This is a genomic window from Pseudonocardia sp. 2-7 (genome assembly GCF_056341085.1).
In genome coordinates this window covers 1,190,194-1,208,013 of record NZ_CP094507.1, presented here as the reverse complement: position 1 = coordinate 1,208,013, position 17,820 = coordinate 1,190,194, and the positions used below count along the sequence as shown (strand labels likewise).

Genomic DNA, 17,820 nt, shown 5'->3' with positions numbered 1-17,820 from the left:
CTCCGAGTGGCGACGCCGTGCCGCGGTGCCTACCGTCGACCCAATGACCGACCCCCGTCCGCCCGCCGCCGGCACCACCGACGGCTCGGGCGGGACGTCACCCGATGTCACCGACACCTGCGACGGGCTGCGGCTGGAGACCTCCCGGCCCGCGGACGGGACGGTCGTCGTCGCCGTGACCGGTGAGCTGGACATGCTGACCGCGCCGGAGCTGCGGCACGCGGTGGCCGAGCAGATCTCCGCGGCCTCGCTGGTCGTGCTGGACCTCGACGGGGTCCGTTTCCTCGGCACCTCCGGGCTGGCGGCGCTGATCGAGCTGCGGGAGCAGGCCCACCGGGCCGGGGTCGAGCTGCGTCTGGCGTGCACCGAGCGGCGTGTCCTGCGCCCGATCGGCATCGCCGGGCTGCACCATCTGTTCGACATCCACGACGACGTGCAGGCCGCACTCGACTCCTGAGGAAGTGACCTGAGTCACATCTCGGAGTGCCGGGATCCGCCCTCTCGCGGGGCGCGGTGCGCGGCGCGGGGGTGCGTGGCGGTGTCGTGAACAGGGGCGATGCCCGGTCCGTCCGACCGCGCGGCCGGCCCGGGACGCCTCGCGCGGCCCGTCGCTAGCACCGATCCCGGCGTCGCGCAGGTTTGATCTCGAACCCCCTCGGGAACCGGGGTGAGGAGCCAACCCGGTCCTCCCGGGCCCCGAGCGACGAGGTGAGCACGTGAGCGACGTTTCCCGGCTTCCCGGCCCGATGGACGACGTGTGGCAGTGGCAGCGGCTGGGTGCGTGCCGCGGCATGGACAGCGCCGTGTTCTTCCATCCCGACGGGGAGCGCAACCCCTCCCGGTCGCGTCGCACCGAGCGCGCGAAGCAGGTCTGCCGGGGATGTCCCGTGCTGCAGGAGTGCCGCCGCTTCGCGCTGGCCAGCCGTGAGCCGTTCGGCGTGTGGGGCGGGCTGGGCGAGTCCGAGCGCCGCGCCATCATCGAGCGTCGCGACGCCGAACGCATCGTCGCCGAGCAGGGTCCCGGCCTCGCCGCCGTCGTCTGACGGACGACGGACCACGGATCATCGATCCGGCACGGCCCGCCCGGGTTCCGGGCGGGCCGTTCTGCTGCTCGGCCGTTCCACCGCTCGGCCGTTCCGGCCGGCGTCACACCGCCGAGGGCAGAGCCTCCGGTTCCGTGAGGTCCTCCGCGACGGGTCCGGCGGGCCGGTAGGGCAGCACCGGCAGGCCGTAGACCCGGGCGACGCGGCGCACCGCGCGGCGGACCACCTCGATCTCCGGGTCGTGCACCGGCCCGGCGGCGGCCGGGGCCACGCACCAGGTGTCGTCGTCGGGGTCGAACCCGACGAGCTCCGAGAGGGCCGCGACGAGGTCCGCCTCGTCGCCGTCCTGCACCGCCCAGCGCAGCCCGAGCCGGTGCAACCGCACCCGCTCGACCGGCAGCGCCGCGACCGGCACGTCCTCGGTGTCGTCCTCGGCCGCCAGCAGCTCCCGCGCCTCGGCCGGTGTGAGCGGGCGCCGGGTGGGGGCCGGGTCGTCCCGCACGACCAGCAGGTCGGTCTCCCCCGCCTCACCGGAGAGCGCCGCGAGCGGGCCCCCCGCACGGGCGGACTCCGCCGCGGTCAGTGCCACCGCGACCAGCCTCCGCGGTCGCGTCGTCCCCTGCCTCACGCTCGCCCCCGTCGATCCCACACGTCCTCGTCCGTCGAGTACAACGCCCGGATCCCCGATTCGGGCGTCGATTACCCACCTGGACGGACGAGTGGGGTCACCCGGTCCACGAGCGGGCGACGACCCCCTGTCCGGAACCCACGGACGGCGCCGACCGCAACACCGCCGTGACCTCGGCCCGCCCACCGGTAGCGCGGATGGGCCGGACGGTCGAACGGCGCCGCCCCGCCGCCGGGCGGGGCACCGCCGGTGGGCGGACGCCCCGGACGGTCGAACCCGGACGCCCGACGCGGCCGGAGCGGTCGACTCGTCCGGCCGGGAACGCCGACACGGCAGGCCGGCCGCCGATCGGGTCGGCCGGTGCGGCCGATCGGGTCGCTCCGCGCGGCCGGGTCCGGACGGGTGACGGTCCAGCCGACCGGACCGTCAGGCCGGGTGGTCCAGACGGATCGCGAGCAGGGCGATGTCGTCGTCGAGCCGGTCCGGCAGGCAGACCTCGAGCACCCGCTCCACCACCCGCTCCGGGTCGGCGTCGGACGGCAGCTCCTCCAGCGTGCGCTCGATGAGCTCGGTGCGGGCGTCGGCGTCCTCACCGATGATGTCGGTCAGGCCGTCGGTGTAGAACACGAGCAGCGACCCGGCGGCACACGGGACCGTGGCGCCGCCGCGGTGCGCCCCGGCGGCCCGCCCGAAGTCCGGCACCGCGCCGAGCATCGGCGAGTGGTGCGCGTCGAGCCGGTGCAGCCGGCCCTGCGGGTCGCGCAGCAGCGGCGGCGGGTGCCCGGCGTTGGCGTAGGTCAGCTCGCGTCCGCCGTCGGGGGCCACCGGCCCGAACCGGGCGTACACCGCGGTCGCCATCGCGGCGATGTCCAGGCCCTGCACCAGCTGGTCGCAGCGGTCGAGCACCGGCCCGGGCGCGTCCCCGCCCCAGGCGTAGGAGCGCAGCACGCCGCGCAGCTGCCCCATCGCGGCCGCCGCCGACAGGTCGTGGCCGACGACGTCGCCCACCGCGGCGCCGACCGAGCCGTCCGGCATCGGCAGCACGTCGTACCAGTCCCCGCCCACCTGGTTGCCGTCCGCGCCCACCAGGTAGCGGGCCGCGACCCGCATCCCCGGGACCTGCGGCAGCGCCGGGAGCAGGCTGTGCTGCAGGGTCGCCGCCGCGGCCCGCTCCACCTCGTAGAGCCGGGCGTTGTCGACGGCCAGCCCGGCGCGGCCCGCGAGGTCCGAGGCCAGGTGCAGGTCGCGCTGGGTCCAGCGACGGCCGTAGGGGAACTGGGTGGACAGCGTCACCAGGCCGAGCACCCGGCCGCGGCCGAGCAGCGGGACGACCATCGCCGAGCGCAGCCGCAGCCGCTCATAGGCGTCGGCCGCCTCCGGGTCGTCGGGGTAGACCTCGCGGCCGTCGTCGGGCAGCTCCTGCACCAGGTACGGCTTGCCGGTCCGCACCGCGGTCTCGGCCTGCTGCTCGATCCGCACGGCCCCCAGCGGACCGGACCGCGACAGCAGCGCCTCGTCGTCGGCGTCCCGGGCCGCGACGGCCATCCGTTCGCGGGTCGCCCCGTCGGGGGTGTCGAGCAGGTCCACCGTGCACAGGTCGGCCAGCTCCGGCACCACGATCCGGGAGAAGCGGCGGCAGGCGTCGGCCACGTCGAGCGCCGTCGTCATCTGGGTGGTCGCCTCGGCCAGCAGCCGCAGCTGGGCCCGCGCGGCCTCGGCGTCGGCGAGCGCCGCCCGCCGCTCCTGCTCGACGACGACCCGCTCGGTGACGTCGCTCTGCACGCCGACGAAGTTGACCAGCTCGCCGTCGCCGTCGTGCACCGGCGAGATGGACACCTGGTTCCAGAACGCGGTGCCGTCGCGCCGGTAGTTGAGCAGCACCTCGGTGATCGCCCGCCGTTCCCGCAGCGCCTCGCGCACCCGGCGGACCGCGGACCGGTCGGTGTTGGGGCCCTGCAGGAACCGGCAGTTGCGCCCGACCACCTCGTCGAGGGGGTACCCGGTCAGCCGTTCGAACGACGGGTTCACCCAGGCCAGCGGGTCGTCCTCACGCTGCGGGTCGGAGATGGTGAACGACATCTCGGTGGCGAGCACCGCACGGTCGCGCAGGAACCCCATCCGGTCGCGGTCCCCGCCCTGGCCGACCTCGGAGTCCGACAGCGGCAGCAGCACGGCCAGCGCCCGGCCGGGCCCGGTGGCCGAGGCTTGCGCGTAGGTTCCCTGTCCCTGGGCTCCGGGGTCGGCCAGCGCGAACCCGGTCACCCAGACCAGGGTGCTGCTGGCCATGGCCCCCTCCCCCGGGACCGGGACGCCGTCGCGGTCGGGCATGAGTCCCGGTCCGTGCAGCGCGACCGGCTCGCCGGACACCGCCTCGCCGGAGGCGATCCGGGCCAGTGGGGACCCCTCGCCGGTGTACGGACGGCCGTCCAGGTCGGTCAGCCGCGCGGCCTCGCTCCACTCGCGGACCCCGATGGGCAGCCGCACCGGGCGGTCACCGGCCAGCTCCAGCGCGGTGGTGTTGGCGTAGACGATCCGGCGCTCGGAGAGGTCGATCATCAGGACGGCCACCTGCGCCCCGCCGCGCACGTGCGGCATGGCCGGGGTGCTCGGCTGCTCGCCGAAGGATTCCACCGAGGTCGCGACCGCCTGGTCGACGGCCCGGTCCACCGCGTCGCCGGGGGGACCGGCCGGGGCGTCGGGGCCGAGATCGGAGTACCGCGTCACCCGGGCGAGCCTAAGGGCAGGCGCCGTGCCGGGCCCGCCGAGCCCGGCCGGTATCGTCGGGCCCGGTCTCCTGTCGTGGGTGGACCGGACCCGGCGCGGGCCAGGACGGCCCCGCCGCGACCCCGGTGCGTCGTGCGGCGCGAGAAGACACCTGCCCGTCGAGAGCACGGCGGCGCTCCACAACGCTTCCGCGCCGCCCGGCGCCCGACACGGAGGTGATCACCCTGCCCGGATCCGCGCCGGCGCAACCGTCCCGGGGGGACGGGGACGCCGAGCTGGACGGCACCGACTCCGCCCACCTCGGCGTCGGCTTCTCCTCACCGCGCAGCGGCCTGACCGTGCTCACCGTGCGCGGCGAGGTCGACACCCTGACCGCACCGCGTCTCGAGACCGCCCTCGACGAGCTGCTGGACCTCGCCCCCGACGGCGACGGCCGCGACCTCGCCGTGGACCTGGAGGGCGTCACGTTCCTCGCCTCCAGCGGCCTCGGCGTGCTCATCCACACCGCCCGGCGGGCCGCCCGGGACGGACGGCGGCTGTTCGTCGTCGCCACCAACCGGGCCGTGCTCCGGCCGCTCGAGGTCACCGGCTCCGCCCAGCTGTTCACCGTCCTGCCCGACCAGGCGGGCATTCCCGGCGCCTGAGCGGGCACCCGGTCCTGCACACCCCCGCCGGAGGCGACATGATCCGGCCCGACACCCCCGTCGCACGAAAGGACTCGTCAGCGTGGCCCAGGAGGACGTGGCAGGCACGGCGCACGGCGCCGGCACCGACAACACCGTCGAGATCAGGGTCGCGGCGCGGCCCGCGCTGATCCCCACGGTCCGTGCGGTGGCCTCCGACCTCGCCGCACGCGCGGACTTCGACCTGGACGCGGTCTCCGACCTGCGGATGGCCGTCGACGAGGCGTGCGCGACGCTGGTCGCGATGGCCGCCCCCGGATCGCCGCTGCGGTGCACCTTCGCCGTCTCCGACGAGCGGATCGAGGTCACCGCCCGGGTCGAGACCGGCACCGGTGCGCAGCTGCCCACCGACTCCTTCGGCTGGCGGGTCCTGCAGACCCTGGCCGACCACGTCGCGGTCGAGTCCGGTGAGGAGGACGGCGGGCGCCCGGCCCTCACCATCCGCCTGCACAAGCTCGCGGGTCACGGGCTGTGACGTGACGTCGGACCCTCAGTACGCCCACCTCACCCCGCTGCTCGAGCAGTACGCGGGTCTCGACGACGGCGACCCCCGCCGGGAACGGCTGCGCGAGCAGCTCGTCACCGGCTACCTGCCCGTCGCCCAGCACATCGCCCGCCGGTTCAACCACCGCGGCGAGCCCCTCGACGACCTCGTGCAGGTCGCGACGGTCGGGCTGATCAACGCCATCGACCGGTTCGACCCGGAGAAGGGCGGTGAGTTCTTCTCCTTCGCCGTGCCCACGATCTCCGGTGAGGTACGCCGGCACTTCCGGGACCAGAGCTGGTCGATGCGGGTGCCTCGACGGCTCAAGGACATGCACGTGTCGATCAACGGCGCGGTGTCCGAGCTGTCCCAGACCCTCGGTCGCGCGCCCCGGCCCTCGGAGCTCGCCGAGTACCTCGACCTGCCCGTCGCCGAGGTCCTGGAGGGCCTGGAGGCCGCCGAGGCCTACCGCAGCTCCTCGCTCGACGAGATGCTGTCGTCGGAGGACGGCAGCGCCACCGTCGGCGAGCTGGTCGGCGACGCCGACGCCGAGCTCGACCGGGTCGACTACCGCGAGTCGCTGCGCCCGCTGCTCGCCGAGCTGGCGCCCCGCGAGCGGACCATCGTGATGCTGCGGTTCTTCGGCAACCGCACCCAGACCCAGATCGCCCAGGAGGTCGGCATCTCCCAGATGCACGTCTCCCGGCTGCTCGCGCAGACGCTGTCCCGGCTGCGCAACCGGCTCGACCCGGAGGACCGCACCTTCTGACGCCCGGGCCGCGCAGCGGCGCCGTGCCCCGTCCGCGAGGATCGGGGCGGGACCGGCGCACCGTCCGGGCCCGGAGCGGGGAGGTAGGAGATGAGCGTGCCGGAACACGTGCTGGTGGTCGGCGCAGGACTGGCCGGACTGCGCACGGTGGAGAACCTGCGCCGGGACGGTTACGAGGGCCGGATCAGCCTGGTGGGGGCCGAGGAGCACCTCCCCTACGACCGACCGCCGCTGTCCAAGCAGTTCCTGGCCGGTGAGTGGGAGCGCACCAAGGTCGACCTGTGCACCGCCGAGGACCTCGACGAGCTCGGCGTACGCACCCACCTCGGCCGCTCCGCGGTCGCCCTGCGGCCCGCCGAGGACCCGGCCGACGGCTCCGAGGTCGAGCTCGACGACGGCACCGTGCTGCACGCCGACGCCGTCGTCCTCGCCGTGGGGGTCACCTCCCGGATGCTCGACGACCAGCCCGACTCCGCGCACCTGCTGCGCGCCGTCGACGAGTCCGAGCAGCTGCGCGACGCGCTGGCCTCGGCGTCGTCGCTGCTCGTGGTGGGTGCCGGGTTCATCGGGGCCGAGGTCGCGAGCACCGCCCGGGATCGGGGTGTCACGGTCACCGTGGTCGAGACCGGCACCGTGCCGATGGCACGGCTGCTGGGCGACCGGGCCGGTGCGGTCGTGGCCCGGCTGATGAGCGACGCCGGGGTCGACCTGCGCACCGGGGTGTCGGTGTCGGAGCTGACGGACTCGGGCGCCACGCTCTCCGACGGGTCGACGGTGACGGCCGACGAGATCGTCGTCGGCGTCGGCGGGATGCTCGACCTGGGCTGGCTGGAGGCCACCGGCGTCGACGTCGCCGACGGCATCCCCTGCGACCACCGCGGCCGGGTCGACGGGCTGCCCGGGGTGTGGGCGGCGGGCGACGCGGCCGCCTGGACCGACCCGGACACCGGCGAGCGCACCCGGCTGGAGCACTGGACCTCGGCGAGCGACCAGGCCGCCGCGGTCGCCGCGGACATCACCGGCACGACCCCGCCGCCCGCCGCGGTGCCGTTCTTCTGGTCCGACCAGTTCGGCATGAAGATCCAGCTCGTCGGGCGGCCGGACCGCGCGGACTCGCTGCTGCCGCTGCACGGCGAGGGTCTCGACGACGGCCCGGTGAAGGGCACCGTGCTCGGCTACCTGCGCGGCGACGACCTCGTCGCCGTCGCCGGGTTCGGCGCGGCCCGGCTCGTCGCCCGCTACCGCCGCCCGCTGGCCGAGGGTGCCGACCGCGCCGCGACGCTGGAGCTGCGCGACTCGCTGTCCTGACACACGAACGCCCGGCCGGTGCGGGCACCGGCCGGGCGTGGTGTGCAGGCGGTCTAGCGGAAGATCGAGCGGACGATCGCCAGCCCGACCAGCGCGCCGACCGCGATCAGCGAGTACTTGACCTTCGGGTCGGCGAGCCGCTCCGCGAGCTGCTCCTTGCCGCCCTCGATGAGGTTCTTCGGGTTCGCCCGGTCCGCCAGGGCGTCCAGACTCTCGGCCAGCGCGTCCCGGGTCTTCTCGATCTCGCGCTGGATGTTCTCGGGGTCGCGGGCCACCACGTCCACCTCCGGTTCGGCCGGTACGCGTCCGCGCCCGGGACTCCTGCTGCTCGCGCCCGACGCTGCCCCGACACCGACGTCGGGGCACCGCGAGCGGCGTGGCACACACCGTAGCCACCGCACGGGCCGGTCCGCGCGCCCGCCCACGGCGCGCCGCCGATTCGGGTTCCGCGGACGGTCGCCGGGCGGTACCCGCACGATCCTGCGAGGCTGGACCGGTGAGTGTGGAACAGTTGTTCGACATCCGCCGGATCTGGGCCGAACCGGACGCGCTGGCGTCGCCGCGCGGACAGCAGGTCGCACTGTCGTTCCCCGACGCCGAGATCGTCGAGGTCGCCTCGCACTGGAACATCGAGGCGCTGCACGGCAACGCCGGCAACGTGGACCGCTGGGTCCGGGTCAAGACCGAGAATCTGGTCCTGGGCGAGAAGAAGTCGCTCTCGGCCCGCCCCAACGGCCGCTCCGCGGACTTCATCGCCCCCTCCACCGCGGCTGCGCGCTGGCCTGCGCCTACTGCTACGTCCCCCGGCAGAAGGGCTACGCGAACCCGGTCACCGTTTTCACCAACATCGACCGGATCGTCCGCTACCTGCGCGGGCACGTACGGCGTCAGGGGCCCAAGACCGAACCGAACCAGGTCCACCACACCGACTGGGTCTACGACATCGGGGAGAACTCCGACGTCGCGGTCGACGCGCTGCTCTCGGACAACGTGGCCGACCTGGTCGGCTGCTTCCGGGATCTGCCCGGCGCGCGGGCCAGCTTCGCGACGAAGTACGTCAACCGCGAGCTGCTGGGCCTCGACCCGCAGGGCGGCACCCGCATCCGGTTCTCGCTGATGCCCGAACGCGACAGCAGGCTGCTCGACGTGCGCACCACCCCGGTCGCCCGGCGGATCGCCGCGATCGACGACTTCGTGGCCGCGGGCTACGAGGTGCACCTCAACCTGTCCCCGGTGGTGCTGCGCGAGGGCTGGCAGGCCGACTGGGCCGAGCTCCTGACCCGGATCGGCGACGTCACCGGCCCCGCGTTCCGTGCGCAGGCCGCCGCCGAGGTGATCCTGCTGACCCACAACGAGGGATTGCACGAGGTGAACCTCGGCTGGCACCCGCGGGCGGAGGAGGTGCTGTGGCGACCCGCGATCCAGCAGGGCAAGCGCAGCGGCAACGGCATGTGGAACGTGCGCTACCGGGACACCGTGAAGGCCCGCGGGGTGCGTGAACTGCGCGCCCTCGTCGAGCGGCACGCACCGTGGCTACGCATCCGCTACGCGTTCTGACCGTTCCGTGACCCCCTCCCCCGCCCAGCCCGGGCGCGCGCAGCGCCTGGCGCTGGCCGCGCTCCGCGACGGCGGGCACTGAGCCTTTGCCAACCTGATCAAGTGTTGGCGATCATGAGGGTCTGAACTGCGGCGATGAGCGCTGCGGCCTGGTTCGGGCTGGAGCGGATCTTGCGCAGGACCTTCCAGGTCTTCAGCTCGGCGTTGACCCGCTCGCCCGGCCCGCGACGGCGGGCGTGCGCGGCGTTGACCGCCTTCTGGTTCACCGACAAGGGTCGGTAACGACCGGTGTCGGGGTCGAGGCGCCGACGGCGCTGCGGGACCGCGACCGTAGGCCCGGCACCCTGGTAGGCGGTGTCGCCGGCGGCCGGGATCGCGTACTCGGTGAGCGCGTCGATGATGCCGTGCTCGCGGGCTGCGCCCATGTCGTGACGGGCCCCGGGCAGCGGCGGGGAGATCCACACCAACCGGCCGACCGGGTCGGCGATGACCTGCACGTTCAGCCCGTGGCATTTGTGCTTGCCCGAGTAGAACCCCCGGTCATAGCCGCTCGCCATGCCGACCCGGTCGATGCGCAGCAGGGTCCCGTCGATGATCACGAACGCTTTGCGCGCCGCGACCTGCATCGCTTGCTCCAGGGTCGGGGCCATCGCAGCGAGCAGGTCGATGGCCTCGCGCAGGTAGCGGTACACCGTGGAGGTCCCGACCTTGAATCCGCAGGCCAGCTGGGCGTAGGTGTCACCGGTGCGCAGGTGCGCCACGACCAGCAGGGCTTGACGGCCCGGGGTGAGCCTGCGCCAGCGGGTCGCGCGTTCGCGGCGGTGACGACGCAGCAGCGTGCTGACCATCTTCAGCGTGTGGGTGGACACGGTCATCCCGGACGGGTAGGACAGCACCTTGAAGCTCCTGGTCGGACGGATTGGTCTCAGCAACCGCTCGTCTACCAGGAGCTTCACCCCTTCGAGGTCACGCCACGCCGCACACGCTCTGACCTGCCCGTCCGTCAGGTTGGCAAAGGCTCACTGTGTATGGTGCCGCCGCGACTGCACCGGACCGGTCCGCGCCACGACCGACCACCTCGTCCCGAAGGTGAAGGGCGGACCGTCGTGGCTGGAGAACGAGGTCGTCGCCTGCGGTCGCTGCAACCGGGCTCGCGGTCACACGAGCCCCGCGGACTGGTTCGCCGAGTGCCGCAGGCGCGGCTGGGACCCGGACCTGCCCGCGGTGCTCGGCACGCTGCGCTCGCTCGCCGCGGCGATCGCCGAACGCGGCGGCCTGCGCCGTGCACGGCCCTACCTCGACGGCCAGCTGCGACGGCTGGAACGGCTCGCCGGGGAGCCCTGAGCCCACTCCGTCCACAACCGGACGGTCCGTCCACAGACCGCGTGCTTGGCGCCGAGGGCGGGGACACGGGTGGCACGCTGATCGTCATGAGCACACGGCTGCAGGCGGGCGACACCGCCCCCGACTTCACCCTCGACGACGCCGACGGCACGGCCGTCTCCCTGGCGGACTACCGCGGCCGCAAGGTCGTCGTCTACTTCTACCCGGCGGCGAGCACCCCGGGCTGCACGAAGGAGGCCTGCGACTTCCGCGACAACCTCGCCGAGCTGAACGGCGCGGGCATCGACGTGCTGGGCATCTCCCCGGACAAGCCCGCCAAGCTCGCGACGTTCCGCGACGACGAGGAGCTGACCTTCCCGCTGCTGTCCGACCCGGACCGCGAGGTCCTCACCGCCTGGGGCGCCTTCGGCGAGAAGAAGCTCTACGGCAAGACGGTCACCGGGGTCATCCGCTCCACCTTCCTGGTCGGCGAGGACGGCACGATCGTCGACGCGCAGTACAACGTGAAGGCGACCGGGCACGTGGCAAAGCTGCGCCGGGACTGGAAGGTCTGATGCCCGTCCGGCCGGCGGGCGCGGGGTGAGCGGACGTGCCCCGCGCCCGCCGGTGGACCGACGAGGAGCTGCTCGCGGCGGTGGCGGCGTCGCGACGGTTGAGCGAGGTGTGTCACCGGCTGGGCATCCGGCCCGGGCGGTACGACCAGCTGCGAGCCCACATCGTCCGGACCGGCGCGGACGCGAGCCACATCCCGGGCGCGTTCGACCCCGGGCACCGCAACCACCGACGGCGCTACACCGACGGCGAGCTGCGGGCGGCCGTCGCGGCCGAGGTCAGCGTGCACGCCGTGCTCCGGCGGCTCGGGTACGAGCCCAGCGGCGGCATGTTCCGGGCGGTGGTCGCGCATATCCGGACGCTCGAGCTCGACACGACACACTTCACGGGGCGTTCCTGGGCCCGGGGCCGGACCTTCCCGGGGCGGCGGGCACGGCCGCTGGCGGACATCCTGGTCCGCGGGTCGAGCTACCGCAGCAGCGCGACCCTGCGCCGGCGGCTCGTCGCGGAGGGGCTGAAGGCCGCGCGGTGCGAGGGGTGTGGCCTGACCGAGTGGCAGGGACGACCCGTCCCGCTCCAGCTCGACCACGTGAACGGCGACCACACCGACAACCGGCTCGAGAACCTTCGTATCCTGTGCGCGAACTGCCACGCCCTCACCGATACCTGGTGCGGCCGAAAGAACTAGCCGGCGTACTCCAACTGGCAGAGAGACACGGTTTAGGTCCGTGCAAGTGCGGGTTCGAATCCCGCCGCCGGCACGCATCGCGTCGCCCGCCTCACCCGGCGGGCGGCGCGGTCCCGGCCGGCTCCGTCCCCCCGGGCGCGACTCCGCCGGCCTCGTCCGGCAGTGGCCGCCGCGCGGCGAGCAGCACCCCGCCGAGACCGAGCACCGCGCAGATCCCGGAGACCAGCAGCAGGGTCGGTGGTACGTGCCCGGTCACGGCGTCGCCGAGCGCGACGACGGCGATGGTGCTCGGCGCCGACCCGATCACGGTGCCGACCAGGTAGGGCCAGAACCGCACCTGGGACAGCCCGGACAGATAGTTGAGCACCGCGAACGGCACCATCGGGATCAGCCGCAGCGACGTCACCGCGAGCACGCCGTGGTGGTCGAGCCTGCGGCGCACCCACACCGCGCGCGGGTGGCCGGCGTAGCGGGCGACGAGCCGCCCGCCGGTGGCCCGGACGAGCGCGAACGCCACGACCGCGGACAGCGCGGTCGCGAACAGGGTCAGCGCCGCACCGCCGAGGGCGCCGAACAGCACCCCGGCGGACACGGTGAACACCGTCCGGGGGAAGGGCGGGACGTTCAGCGCGACCTGGAGCAGCACGAACACGACCGGGCCCCAGATCCCGGCGGCCTCCACGGCCCGGCGCAGCTCACCGAACCGAGGGACGGCGGACAGCCCCAGGGACCGGGCCACGAGTACGACGAGTGCGGCCGCGAGCACCAGCCCGAGGCAGCCCAGCAGAAACCGCCACCACCGCACGGAGATCACGGTACCGAGACCCGTGCCGGTGCCGTCGGCCGCGGTCGTCGCACGTGACCGGACTCCCCCGCGTGCGCCACCGGCCGCGGCCGTCCGCGTGGCCGGGCACCTCCGGGCGCGCCGCTGGCCGCGGTCGGCGCGCGTGCCGCCGCGGTCGGTCGTGAGAGGCTGCCGACCATGAGCGACTCGGGTATCGACCCCGCCGAACTGGACGCCGACGGGCTGGCCGTGCGCCGCGAGGTCCTCGGCTCGGACTACGTCGACGCGGCGCTGGGCCGCGTCGACGAGACGACCGCGGACTTCCAGAAGCTGATCACCCGCTACGCGTGGAACGAGATCTGGACCCGCCCCGGGCTGGAGCGCCGGATGCGCTCGGCGGTGACGCTGACCGCGCTCGTCGCGCACGGACACTGGGAGGAGTTCGAGCTGCACGTGCGGGCGGCCCGGCGCAACGGCCTGACCCGCGACGAGATCGTCGAGATCATCCTGCAGACCGCGATCTACTGCGGGGTCCCGGCGGCGAACTCGGCGTTCCGGATCGCGCAGCGCGTCCTGGCCGAGCCCGCTCCCGAGTAAGTCCCTCAGCCGTCGGCGAGGAGCGCCTGCAGGTGCGGGACGAGCGCGCGCAGCGCGGTCCCCCGGTGCGAGGCGGCGTCCTTCTCCTCGGCGCTGAGCTCGGCCGAGGAGCGGTCGTCGCCCTCCGGGGCGAAGATCGGGTCATAGCCGAAGCCGTTCTCACCCCGCGGGGCGCGCAGCAGGGTGCCGCGCCACGTCCCGTGCACCACCGTGCGCCCGGGCACGGAGGCCTCCGCGTCCGGGCCGCCGGTGCCGTCGGTGTCGCCGGGGGCGGGGTCGGGGCCTGCGGTGGCCGCGTCGGGCGTCACCAGTGCGGCGGCGCACACGAACGCGGCGCCACGGCGCTCGTCGGGGACGTCGGTGGTCTGCCCGAGGAGCAACTGCAGGTTGGCCTCGTCGTCGCCGTGCCGGCCGGACCAGCGGGCGGAGAAGATGCCCGGCATGCCGTTCAGGGCGTCGACGGTGATGCCGGAGTCGTCGGCGATCGCGGGCAGCCCGGTCGCGGCGGCGGCGTCGCGGGCCTTGGCGAGCGCGTTCGCGGCGAAGGTCGCGCCGGTCTCGGGGGCCTCCGGGAACTCGGGGACGTCGGCGAGCCCGACGATCTCCACCCCGGAGAGCCCGGCGGCCTCGGTGATCCGGCGCAGCTCGACGAGCTTCTTGGCGTTGCGGGTGGCGAGCAGGATCTTCACGCCTCGCCCTCCCCCGCGGTGTCCGGGACGTCGGCGGCGGCCCGCGCGGCCGTCTTCGGGTGCGGCGCGGCGAGCACCTCGACCTGCAGGCGCGCCAGTTCGGCGATCCCGGCGAGCGCGGAGTCCAGCATGGCGTCGAGGGTCGAGCGGGAGAACGTGGCGCCCTCGCCGGTGCCCTGGACCTCGATGAGGGTGCCGGTCTCGGTGGCGACGACGTTCGTGTCGACCTCGGCCCGCGAGTCCTCGGAGTAGGGGAGGTCGAGCCGGACGCGGCCGTCGACGACGCCGACAGACACCGCGGCGACCTGACAGGAGATCGGCTTGGGATCGGACAGCTTGCCCTGCTCGCCGAGCCAGGTGACGGCGTCGCACAGGGCCACGTAGGCACCGGTGATGGCCGCGGTGCGGGTGCCGCCGTCGGCCTGCAGGACGTCGCAGTCGATCGCGATCGTGTTCTCGCCGAGCGCGCGCAGGTCGATGCAGGCGCGCAGGGACCGGCCGATCAGCCGGGAGATCTCGTGGGTGCGGCCGCCGATCCTGCCCTTCACCGACTCGCGCGACGAGCGGGTGTCGGTCGCCGAGGGCAGCATCGCGTACTCGGCGGTGACCCAGCCGAGGCCGGATCCCTTCCGCCACCGCGGTACCCCGTCGGTGACGCTGGCGGCGCACAGCACCTTCGTGTCCCCGAACTCCACCAGCACCGATCCCGCGGGGTGCTTCTGGAAGCCCCGGGTGATGGTCACCGGCCGCATCTCGTCGTCGGTCCGGCCGTCGGCCCTGCCCTCTGTTCGTGTCACCCGGCCATCGTAGGAAGCCGGTTCAGACCTCGAACACCGCGTCGGGCCGGGCGAGCTCGACGGTCCCGCCGAAGGCCGCCTTGGCCTCGGCGCCGAGGGACTCGCGGTCGAACCAGGCCGGGACGTGGGTGACGACCAGGCGCCGGGCCCCGGCGGCCGCGGCGTGCTCGCCCGCCTCCCGTCCGGACAGGTGCACCCCGGGCGGCCCGGCCTCGGCGTGCGGCCAGCTGGCCTCGCAGAGCAGCAGGTCGGCGTCGCGGGCGGCCTCGACGAGCCCGGGGCAGGCTGCGGTGTCCCCGGAGTAGGTCAGGACCCGGCCGCGGTGCTCGAGGCGCAGCGCGTAGGCGGGGCAGACGTGCACGACCTCGTACGCGGTGACGGTGACGGCGTCGTCCCCGGTGCCGACGGTGAACGGCTCGCCGACCACGAGGTCGTGGAAGGAGAAGACGTCGGTGAGATCGGTGCGGGCGTAGTCGGCCTCGGTGACGGCGTCGGCGCGGACGAAGCGGGTGTGCGCACCGGCCGGGGCGTGCACGGCCAGCTTGCGCGCGGTCGCGTCGAACGGGGGCCGGGGGTGGTAGCGACGGTGCACCACCAGCGACGGGAAGTCCGAGCAGTGGTCGGGGTGCAGATGGCTGAACACCGCGGCGTCGAGGGAGAACGGGTCGGCGTGCCGTTGCAGGGCACCGAGGGTGCCGTTGCCGAGGTCGAGCGTGAGGCGGGTCGTCCCGGCCTCGACGAGGTAGCCCGATGCCGGGGACTCGGGTCCGGGGCCGCTGCCGGAGCACCCGAGAACGATCAGCCGCATGCGCGACCCTAACCCGTTCGTGAGGTACGCCGCAGCCACCAGAGCCCGACGAACGGCAGCACCAGCGGGACGAAGCCGTAGCCGGCGCCGAAGTGCGACCAGACCGTCTCGCGGGGGAAGTCGGCGGGGACGAACGTGGTGAACGCGCCGACGGCGAGCACGCCGACGAGCTCGAACACCACGGCGGACCAGGCGAGGCGGCGGAAGCCGGGGCCGGTGCCCGCCAGACCGACGGTGGCCAGGATGTAGACGAAGCCGGCGAGCGCGGACAGCGAGTACGCGAGCGGCGCCTCACCGAAGCGTTCGGCGATCTGCACGCCGGCCCGCGCCGAGGCCGAGAGCGCGAAGATGCCGTAGACGGCGATGAGGATGCGCCCGGGGCCGGTGGCGGTGGCGCGGGGCTCAGGCACCGGGCACCCCCGGGATCCACAGGCCCTGCAGGCGCAGCACGGCGACGAGCGTCCCGATCGCGCCGACGGCGATCACGGCGCCGCCCCAGCGGCTCGGCTCGGCGGTGGCGAACTGCAGTGCGATCACCGGGACGCAGACCGCGACGGCGAGGTAGATGAGGAAGGTCGACTGCTCGGGCAGGGTGACCCCGCCGAGCAGGACCCGGTACGCCGCGATCGCCGCCTGCACGACGATGAGCGCCACACAGATCCCGACGGCGACGGTGTGCACCCGGCTCGGGGGCCGGTTCAGCGCCGTCGTGACCAGCCCGAACAGCGCGGTGGCCGAGAGCGCCACGGTGATCACCAGGACGAGCGTTCCGATCACGGCGGGAACGCTACCCCCGCCTCCCCCGACCGCCGCGCCGGACCCGCCCGCGCCCGGTCCGCATCCACACCTGTCGACCGGTTCCCACACCTGCTGCGGCAGGTGTGGGTCCGGGGAAGCGGGTGTGGCTGTCAGGCGGACGGGAGCGCGGCGCCCGCGCGGCCCACGACCGAGCCGATCTCGGGGCCCAGGAAGCGGCGGCCGAGCCGGGCGAAGGGTTCCGGGTCGCCGGTGGCGAGGAAGCGGTGCGGCGCGGGCGGGGTCGTGTCGTCGCGCAGCAGGTCGTGCGCGTGCAGGGTCCGGACCAGGGTGCGGGCGGTCTCGTCGGCCGAGGACACCAGCGTTACGTCCGGGCCGAGGACGATCTCCAGCACCCCGGACAGCAGCGGGTAGTGGGTGCAGCCGAGGACGACGGTGTCGACCCCGGCGCGCTGCAGCGGCTCCAGGTACCCCTGGGCGACGCCGAGGACCTGGCGTCCGCTGGTGGTGCCGCGCTCCACGAAGTCGACGAACCGGGGGCAGGCCACCGAGGTGATCTCGGTGTCGCGGGCGGCGTCGAAGGCGTCGGCGTAGGCGCCCGAGGCGATGGTCGCGGCGGTGCCGATGACGCCGATCCGGCCGTTGCGGGTGGTGGCGACGGCGCGGCGCACGGCCGGGCGGACGACCTCGACCACCGGGACCGGGTAGCGCTCGCGGAAGTCGGCGAGACAGGCCGCCGAGGCGGAGTTGCAGGCGATGACCAGCGCCTTGACCCCCGAGTCGACGAGCTCGTCGCCGATCGCGAGCGCGAGGCGCCGGATGTCGGCGAGCGGGCGGGGCCCGTAGGGGCTGTGCGCGGTGTCGCCGACGTAGACGATCTGTTCGGCGGGCAGCAGGTCGATGACCGAGCGGGCGACGGTGAGCCCCCCGACTCCGGAGTCGAAGATGCCGATCGGGGCGTCGATACCGGGCGCGTCGCTCACACCCTAGGAGGGTAGGCGGTCGGCCTTCGCGACCCAGCGGGCGGCGACGACGCCGCCGATCGCGCCGAACAGGTGCCCCTGCCAGGAGACCATCGGGTCCGACGGCAGCACACCCCAGAGGATCGAGCCGTAGAAGAGGAACAGCACGACGGCGAGCAGGATCTGCCGTCCGTTGCGGGCCAGGAAGCCGCGGGTGAGCAGGAACAGGAACCAGCCGAACACGATGCCGGAGGCGCCGAGCACCGGCAGCGGCGAGGTCAGCCACACCCCCAGCCCACTGATCACCCAGATCGTCGCGGTGACCGCGACCCACTGCACCGGCCCGCCGGACATGGCGAGGAACCCGAAGATCAGGAACGGCAGACTGTTGGCGGCGAGGTGCGCCCAGTCGCCGTGCAGCAGCGGCGCGGTGAGGATCCCCGCGAGGCCGTCGGTGCTGCGCGGGTAGATCGCCGCGGCGGCGTCGACCATCCCGCCGGACGCCTGGTCGACCGCCTCGATCGCGTAGAGCGCGGCGGTGAACGCCAGCATGATCACCGCGGCGCGCACCGGCGCGGGCGGCAGCACGCGGGCGGGGCGGCCGTCCGGGAGTGCGGTCATGTCACCCACGGTACCGGCTCGGCCGC

Annotated in this window: 23 protein-coding genes and 1 tRNA gene; 12 read left to right on the top strand and 12 right to left on the bottom strand. The window is 74.3% G+C overall.

Features of this window, described 5'->3' with window-relative positions:
* Positions 1–43: 43 nt before the first annotated feature.
* Positions 44–457, top strand: a complete 414-nt coding sequence (locus MTO91_RS06150; protein WP_062400770.1) for an STAS domain-containing protein — start codon at positions 44–46, stop codon at positions 455–457.
* Positions 458–716: 259 nt separating this feature from the next.
* A complete protein-coding gene (locus tag MTO91_RS06145) occupies positions 717–1,043 on the top strand; it encodes a WhiB family transcriptional regulator (protein WP_060710891.1) in 327 nt (108 codons plus the stop codon).
* A gap of 103 nt (positions 1,044–1,146) precedes the next feature.
* On the opposite strand, the gene MTO91_RS06140 is transcribed toward MTO91_RS06145, so the two are convergent.
* Both MTO91_RS06140 and MTO91_RS06135 read right to left on the bottom strand, forming a co-directional pair.
* A complete protein-coding gene (locus MTO91_RS06140; RefSeq protein ID WP_476654004.1) occupies positions 1,147–1,632 on the bottom strand; it encodes a hypothetical protein in 486 nt (161 codons plus the stop codon).
* 465 nt (positions 1,633–2,097) lie between these two features.
* Complete coding sequence (locus tag MTO91_RS06135; protein ID WP_476654003.1) at positions 2,098–4,395, bottom strand: SpoIIE family protein phosphatase; 2,298 nt, start codon at positions 4,393–4,395, stop codon at positions 2,098–2,100.
* A gap of 215 nt (positions 4,396–4,610) precedes the next feature.
* On the opposite strand from MTO91_RS06135, the gene MTO91_RS06130 reads away from it, so the two are divergent.
* From MTO91_RS06130 to MTO91_RS06115, 4 genes are all read left to right on the top strand, one after another.
* Positions 4,611–5,039 (top strand): STAS domain-containing protein, encoded by a 429-nt coding sequence (locus MTO91_RS06130; RefSeq protein ID WP_251785500.1) that lies wholly within the window; start codon positions 4,611–4,613, stop codon positions 5,037–5,039.
* Positions 5,040–5,121: 82 nt separating this feature from the next.
* Positions 5,122–5,553, top strand: a complete 432-nt coding sequence (locus MTO91_RS06125) for an ATP-binding protein (protein ID WP_062400766.1) — start codon at positions 5,122–5,124, stop codon at positions 5,551–5,553.
* 1 nt (position 5,554) lies between these two features.
* Complete coding sequence (locus MTO91_RS06120) at positions 5,555–6,331, top strand: SigB/SigF/SigG family RNA polymerase sigma factor (RefSeq protein ID WP_208825020.1); 777 nt, start codon at positions 5,555–5,557, stop codon at positions 6,329–6,331.
* A gap of 90 nt (positions 6,332–6,421) precedes the next feature.
* A complete protein-coding gene (locus MTO91_RS06115) occupies positions 6,422–7,639 on the top strand; it encodes an NAD(P)/FAD-dependent oxidoreductase (RefSeq protein ID WP_405418927.1) in 1,218 nt (405 codons plus the stop codon).
* A gap of 53 nt (positions 7,640–7,692) precedes the next feature.
* Here MTO91_RS06115 and MTO91_RS06110 read toward each other — a convergent pair whose 3' ends face one another.
* Positions 7,693–7,914: a DUF3618 domain-containing protein gene (locus MTO91_RS06110; protein WP_062404273.1), complete on the bottom strand. Its 222-nt coding sequence runs from the start codon at positions 7,912–7,914 to the stop codon at positions 7,693–7,695.
* Between MTO91_RS06110 and MTO91_RS06105 the strand changes: the two genes are divergently transcribed.
* Complete coding sequence (locus tag MTO91_RS06105; protein ID WP_476654002.1) at positions 7,808–9,196, top strand: spore photoproduct lyase family protein; 1,389 nt, start codon at positions 7,808–7,810, stop codon at positions 9,194–9,196. The genes MTO91_RS06110 and MTO91_RS06105 overlap by 107 nt on opposite strands.
* Before the next feature lie 98 nt (positions 9,197–9,294).
* Here MTO91_RS06105 and MTO91_RS06100 read toward each other — a convergent pair whose 3' ends face one another.
* Positions 9,295–10,092: a transposase family protein gene (locus tag MTO91_RS06100; RefSeq protein ID WP_161152599.1), complete on the bottom strand. Its 798-nt coding sequence runs from the start codon at positions 10,090–10,092 to the stop codon at positions 9,295–9,297.
* A 1-nt stretch (position 10,093) separates the two neighbouring features.
* Here MTO91_RS06100 and MTO91_RS06095 point away from each other — a divergent pair, with 1 nt between their 5' ends.
* The 4 genes from MTO91_RS06095 (at position 10,094) to MTO91_RS06080 (ending at position 11,853) form a co-directional block, all read left to right on the top strand.
* Entirely contained in the window at positions 10,094–10,540 is a 447-nt protein-coding gene (locus MTO91_RS06095; protein WP_476654001.1) for an HNH endonuclease, read from the top strand.
* 86 nt (positions 10,541–10,626) lie between these two features.
* Positions 10,627–11,094: a thioredoxin-dependent thiol peroxidase gene (gene bcp, locus MTO91_RS06090; protein WP_476654000.1), complete on the top strand. Its 468-nt coding sequence runs from the start codon at positions 10,627–10,629 to the stop codon at positions 11,092–11,094.
* A 35-nt stretch (positions 11,095–11,129) separates the two neighbouring features.
* A complete protein-coding gene (locus tag MTO91_RS06085) occupies positions 11,130–11,780 on the top strand; it encodes a hypothetical protein (protein ID WP_405418931.1) in 651 nt (216 codons plus the stop codon).
* Positions 11,780–11,853 (top strand) — tRNA-Leu (locus MTO91_RS06080). Before MTO91_RS06085 ends, MTO91_RS06080 begins: the two co-directional genes overlap by 1 nt.
* Positions 11,854–11,871: 18 nt before the next feature.
* On the opposite strand, the gene MTO91_RS06075 is transcribed toward MTO91_RS06080, so the two are convergent.
* Positions 11,872–12,585: a TVP38/TMEM64 family protein gene (locus tag MTO91_RS06075; RefSeq protein ID WP_476653999.1), complete on the bottom strand. Its 714-nt coding sequence runs from the start codon at positions 12,583–12,585 to the stop codon at positions 11,872–11,874.
* A 177-nt stretch (positions 12,586–12,762) separates the two neighbouring features.
* On the opposite strand from MTO91_RS06075, the gene MTO91_RS06070 reads away from it, so the two are divergent.
* Complete coding sequence (locus tag MTO91_RS06070; protein WP_208825034.1) at positions 12,763–13,161, top strand: carboxymuconolactone decarboxylase family protein; 399 nt, start codon at positions 12,763–12,765, stop codon at positions 13,159–13,161.
* Between the two features lie 5 nt (positions 13,162–13,166).
* Here MTO91_RS06070 and MTO91_RS06065 read toward each other — a convergent pair whose 3' ends face one another.
* The 7 genes from MTO91_RS06065 to MTO91_RS06035 form a co-directional block, all read right to left on the bottom strand.
* On the bottom strand, positions 13,167–13,850 hold the full coding sequence (locus MTO91_RS06065) for a non-canonical purine NTP pyrophosphatase (protein WP_405418934.1): 684 nt from the start codon (positions 13,848–13,850) through the stop codon (positions 13,167–13,169).
* Positions 13,847–14,647 carry a ribonuclease PH gene (gene rph / locus MTO91_RS06060; RefSeq protein ID WP_476653998.1) on the bottom strand — a complete coding sequence of 267 codons (801 nt, stop codon included), beginning with the start codon at positions 14,645–14,647 and terminating at the stop codon, positions 13,847–13,849. The genes MTO91_RS06065 and rph overlap by 4 nt, the downstream gene beginning before the upstream one ends.
* Positions 14,648–14,669: 22 nt before the next feature.
* Positions 14,670–15,455, bottom strand: a complete 786-nt coding sequence (locus MTO91_RS06055; RefSeq protein WP_476653997.1) for an MBL fold metallo-hydrolase — start codon at positions 15,453–15,455, stop codon at positions 14,670–14,672.
* Between the two features lie 8 nt (positions 15,456–15,463).
* Positions 15,464–15,865: a hypothetical protein gene (locus MTO91_RS06050; protein ID WP_073576166.1), complete on the bottom strand. Its 402-nt coding sequence runs from the start codon at positions 15,863–15,865 to the stop codon at positions 15,464–15,466.
* Entirely contained in the window at positions 15,858–16,232 is a 375-nt protein-coding gene (locus MTO91_RS06045; RefSeq protein ID WP_073576167.1) for a hypothetical protein, read from the bottom strand. The genes MTO91_RS06050 and MTO91_RS06045 overlap by 8 nt, the downstream gene beginning before the upstream one ends.
* A 131-nt stretch (positions 16,233–16,363) precedes the next feature.
* Positions 16,364–17,194, bottom strand: a complete 831-nt coding sequence (murI, locus tag MTO91_RS06040) for a glutamate racemase (RefSeq protein WP_062400757.1) — start codon at positions 17,192–17,194, stop codon at positions 16,364–16,366.
* 3 nt (positions 17,195–17,197) lie between these two features.
* Positions 17,198–17,794 (bottom strand): rhomboid family intramembrane serine protease, encoded by a 597-nt coding sequence (locus MTO91_RS06035; protein ID WP_208825042.1) that lies wholly within the window; start codon positions 17,792–17,794, stop codon positions 17,198–17,200.
* Positions 17,795–17,820 lie beyond the last annotated feature (26 nt).